The organism is Bradyrhizobium sp. (assembly GCF_019242285.1).
Lineage (GTDB): Bacteria > Pseudomonadota > Alphaproteobacteria > Rhizobiales > Xanthobacteraceae > Bradyrhizobium.
Genome location: NZ_JAFAVV010000829.1, coordinates 1 through 3,765 on the forward strand (window position 1 = coordinate 1; position 3,765 = coordinate 3,765).

At 64.4% G+C, this 3,765-nt stretch carries 7 protein-coding genes; 4 read left to right on the forward strand and 3 right to left on the reverse strand.

Going from position 1 to position 3,765, the window contains the following annotated elements; all coding sequences use genetic code 11:
• The 3 genes from JOY90_RS34095 to maiA form a co-directional block, all read right to left on the reverse strand.
• A partial coding sequence (locus JOY90_RS34095; RefSeq protein WP_291695484.1) for an FAD-dependent monooxygenase occupies window positions 1-614 on the reverse strand: 614 nt, incomplete at its 3' end.
• A complete protein-coding gene (locus tag JOY90_RS34100) occupies window positions 611-1,123 on the reverse strand; it encodes a MarR family winged helix-turn-helix transcriptional regulator (RefSeq protein ID WP_291695485.1) in 513 nt (170 codons plus the stop codon). The genes JOY90_RS34095 and JOY90_RS34100, both read right to left, overlap by 4 nt.
• Window positions 1,113-1,745 (reverse strand): maleylacetoacetate isomerase, encoded by a 633-nt coding sequence (maiA, locus tag JOY90_RS34105; protein WP_291695486.1) that lies wholly within the window; start codon window positions 1,743-1,745, stop codon window positions 1,113-1,115. The genes JOY90_RS34100 and maiA overlap by 11 nt, the downstream gene beginning before the upstream one ends.
• 94 nt (window positions 1,746-1,839) lie before the next feature.
• On the opposite strand from maiA, the gene gtdA reads away from it, so the two are divergent.
• The 4 genes from gtdA to JOY90_RS34125 all read left to right on the forward strand — a co-directional run bounded on the left by gtdA (window position 1,840) and on the right by JOY90_RS34125 (window position 3,641).
• Window positions 1,840-2,880, forward strand: coding sequence for a gentisate 1,2-dioxygenase (gene gtdA / locus JOY90_RS34110; RefSeq protein ID WP_291695487.1), 1,041 nt, complete (start codon window positions 1,840-1,842; stop codon window positions 2,878-2,880).
• A 125-nt stretch (window positions 2,881-3,005) separates the two neighbouring features.
• On the forward strand, window positions 3,006-3,149 hold the full coding sequence (locus JOY90_RS34115) for a hypothetical protein (protein WP_291695488.1): 144 nt from the start codon (window positions 3,006-3,008) through the stop codon (window positions 3,147-3,149).
• Between the two features lie 53 nt (window positions 3,150-3,202).
• A complete protein-coding gene (locus tag JOY90_RS34120; RefSeq protein WP_291695489.1) occupies window positions 3,203-3,511 on the forward strand; it encodes an MBL fold metallo-hydrolase in 309 nt (102 codons plus the stop codon).
• Complete coding sequence (locus JOY90_RS34125; protein ID WP_291695490.1) at window positions 3,498-3,641, forward strand: hypothetical protein; 144 nt, start codon at window positions 3,498-3,500, stop codon at window positions 3,639-3,641. Before JOY90_RS34120 ends, JOY90_RS34125 begins: the two co-directional genes overlap by 14 nt.
• Window positions 3,642-3,765: the final 124 nt, after the last annotated feature.

Consider the following 3,765-nt stretch of genomic DNA (forward strand, 5'->3'; position numbering starts at 1 on the left):
GCCGCGTTCCAGCGCAGATCTTCCGGCATCTGCTCGGTCGGGATCACCGAGCGATAGGTGGTGTGACCGGAGACGCGCGGCGGGCCATCGGCCGTCACCTGCTTGCGCACGTTCGACCATAGTCCGTCGGCGCCGATCAGCAGTGAACCGGTGATGCGCTCGCCGCCGGCGAGAGTCGCCGTCACGGACGAGCCATCCTGCTCGTAGCTCACGACTTCGCTGGAGACGCGCAGATCGATCAGCGCGCTGTCGCGGCAGGCCTTCAGGAATACGCCATGCAGGTCGCCGCGATGCACGACCGCGTAGGGGTTGCCGAACCGCGTGCGGAAGGCATCGCCGAGATTGACATGCGTAATCTCGTCCGCGGTGAGCGCATCCATCAGCCGAAGCTGGTCGATATAGACGGCCATGCCGCGCGCGGCCTCGCCGACGCCGAGATAATCGAAGGCATGAAATGCGTTGGGCCCGAGCTGGATGCCGGCGCCGATCTCGCCGAGCGCGGACGCCTTTTCCAGCAGGATCGAGCGAAACCCCTTTTGCGCCAGCCCGAGCGCCGTGGCCAGTCCGCCGATGCCGCCGCCGGCGATCAGGATCGGTTTCTCCCGCGCCGTCATGCGCTCGCCTTCCCGAGATGTTCGAAAGCATCCTCGGCACGCAACGGCACGCGCGAGGCCTCGTTGTTGAGATCGACGAGCTGCGCCAGCAGCGCGAGCAGCGTCTTGCGATCGGCAGGCTTCAGCGGCTGCAGCATGCGCGCCTGCGCTCGGTCGACCGACGGCATGATGTGGCGCAGCAGCGCCGCACCCGACCGCGTCAGATGCAACAGCTTGACCCGCTTGTCTTCCGCCGAAGGCTTGCGGGAGATCAGGTGCTTTGCTTCCAGCCGCTCGATCACGTTGCCGAGCGTGGAGCGGTCGAAGGCGATCACCGCCGACAGCCGCGTCGCATCGATGCCCGGATGGGAGTGGATCGCCACCAGCGCGGCATATTGCACCGGCGTCAGCTCGAAAGCCTTGCACTCCTCGACGAATATCGCGACGGCGATCTGCTGCATCCGCCGAAACAGATAGCCCGGCTTGGTGTAGACCGCGTCCATGGTGACGCTGTCGCGCCTATTCTGCATCGGGTTGCTTGTCCGGGGCGGCATCGGCGAAGGCCGGCAGCACCTTGGCAGCGGCCTCCGCCCGCAACAGGCGCGGAAAGGCGCTGACATCGACGCCGAAGCGCCGCGCATTGGCGAGCTGCGGCACCAGGCAGAGGTCGGCCATGGTCGGCGCCGGCCCGAAGCAGAACGGCCCCGGCTCGGCCGCGACCAGCTTCTCGCAAGCGAGAAGCCCCTCGCGGTTCACCCAGGCCGCCCAACCCGTCACCTGCTCTTCGGCCACGCCCAGATCGCGCAGCCGCGCCAGCACCTTCAAATTCTGCACGGGGTGGATGTCGCAGGCGATCGCATTGGCGAAAGCGCGGACCTTGGCGCGGGCGAGTGCATCCTTCGGCAACAGCGGCGACTCGGGATGAATCTCGTCCAGCCATTCGATGATGGCGAGCGACTGGGTGATGAGCTCGCCGGCGTCGCCTTCCAGGGTCGGCACCAGCCCCTGCGGGTTGAGCGCGAGATAAGCAGGATCGCGCTGCTCTCCCTTGCGCAGATGGTGCGGCAGATGCTCGGCGCGCAACCCCTTCAGATTCAGGGCAATTCGGACCCGGTAGGCCGCGCTGCTGCGGAAATAACCGTGCAGCTTCATCGGAACCCTCCCTCGACTTTATTCGAGCGCTCGAATTGACGCTAGCCGTATTGGCAGTATGCTGTCAATCGAGCAAGAACGACGGGAGGTGGCGATGGAAGTCGTGGCGAAGACGCCAGAGCGCGAGGCGTTCTACCAGAAGATCGACGGCCAGAATCTCGCCGCGCTCTGGAACGTGATGGGCGACATCATCACGCCCGAGCCGAAGAGCGCCTGCCGGCCGCATCTGTGGAAGTTCGACATGATCCGCGACTACATGACGGAAGCCGGCAAGCTGATCACCGCCAAGGAAGCCGAGCGGCGGGTGCTGATCCTGGAGAACCCCGGCCTGCGCGGCCAGTCGAAGGTCACGACCTCGCTGTTCGCCGGCATCCAGATGGTGATGCCCGGCGACATCGCGCCGGCGCATCGCCACAGCCAGTCGGCGCTGCGTTTCATCCTCGAAGGCAAGGGCGCCTATACGTCCGTCGACGGTGAGCGCACCGCCATGGAACCTGGCGACTTCGTCATCACCCCGTCGATGACCTGGCACGACCATTCCAACGAGACGAGTGAGCCGATGTTCTGGCTCGACGGGCTCGACATCCCGATCGTGCAGTTCTTCGATGCCTCGTTCGCGGAAGGCTCGAAGGACGACCAGCAGAAGATCACCAGGCCTGCCGGCGACAGCTTTGCGCGCTACGGTCATAATCTGCTGCCGGTCGACGGCAAGCGTTCGTCGAAGACTTCGCCGATCTTCAACTATCCCTATCACTACACGCGCGAAGCGCTGGAGCAGGCCAAGGCGCGCGATGAGTGGGACGCCTGCCACGGCCTGAAGCTGAAATTCTCGAATCCGGAGACCGGCGATTTCGCTATGCCGACCATTGGCACCTTCATCCAGCTCCTGCCGAAGGGCTTCAAGACCGCGCGCTATCGCGCAACCGACGCCACCGTCTTCGCGGCGATCGAGGGCAAGGGCCGCAGCCGGGTCGGCGAGCAGACCTTCGAATGGGGACCGCGGGATCTGTTCGTGGTGCCGAGCTGGCACTGGGTCACCCACGAGGCCGACGCCGACTCGGTGCTGTTCTCCTTCTCCGACCGCCCGGTGCAGCAGAAGCTCGACCTGTTCCGCGAGGATCGCGGCAACGCCTGACGCCAGCACCGAATCTGTGCATGGCCGGGGCGCGATCCGGCCCTCGTCCTCTTCGCGCAAACAAGCGGCAGGCGAACATCGACCGAGCCAGCCGTCACCCATAGCAATTGAGCCGAGGAAATCCCATGAAAGGTCCGACCGCGTCCGCGCTGGCACTTGCCGGCCTCACCATCGTGCTCAGTCATCACGTCGGCCGCGCCCAGACGGCAGAGCCCGCCGGAGTGACCCAGCACACGGCGTTGGCGGCCAAGGCGGCCCAGACGACCTGAAGGGCGCATTCGGTCTCTGCAAGACGGCGACGCCCGAGCCGACGGTGTCTTTCATGGACACCTACAAGGCGATGCAGGAGAAACCGCCGCTCGAGCCGATGCAGGTGATGGACGAGCTCTATTTCCTCGGCAACTACTGGACCAGCTCCTATGCGGTGAAGACCTCGGACGGCCTCGTCGTGATCGACTCGCTCGATAATGCCGACGAGGCCAAACAGTACATCGAAGGCGGGCTGCGCAAGCTCGGGCTGAAGCCGGAGGACATCAAATACGTCATCGTCAGCCACGCCCATGCGACCACTATGGCGGCGCTGATTACTGAAGGAGAAGTTTGGCGCCCATGTCGTGATGAGCGACACTGATTGGACGGCCTTCGACGATCCGAAGTTCAATCCGAAGCGCGTTCCGTTGTTCGATGCGCCGCCGAAACGCGACATGGCGGTCAATGATGGCGATACGCTGAAGCTCGGCGATACGAGTTTCAAGCTCTAAGCCGAAGTTTTCACTCACAAATTGCGCAAGTTGTTGACGGAGCTTGATGATTGCTCCGAACGGCATGTCAGTTACTGGACACGAACAGGATCGAACCCGAGTTGCTCGAAGGCAGCCTGCTGGA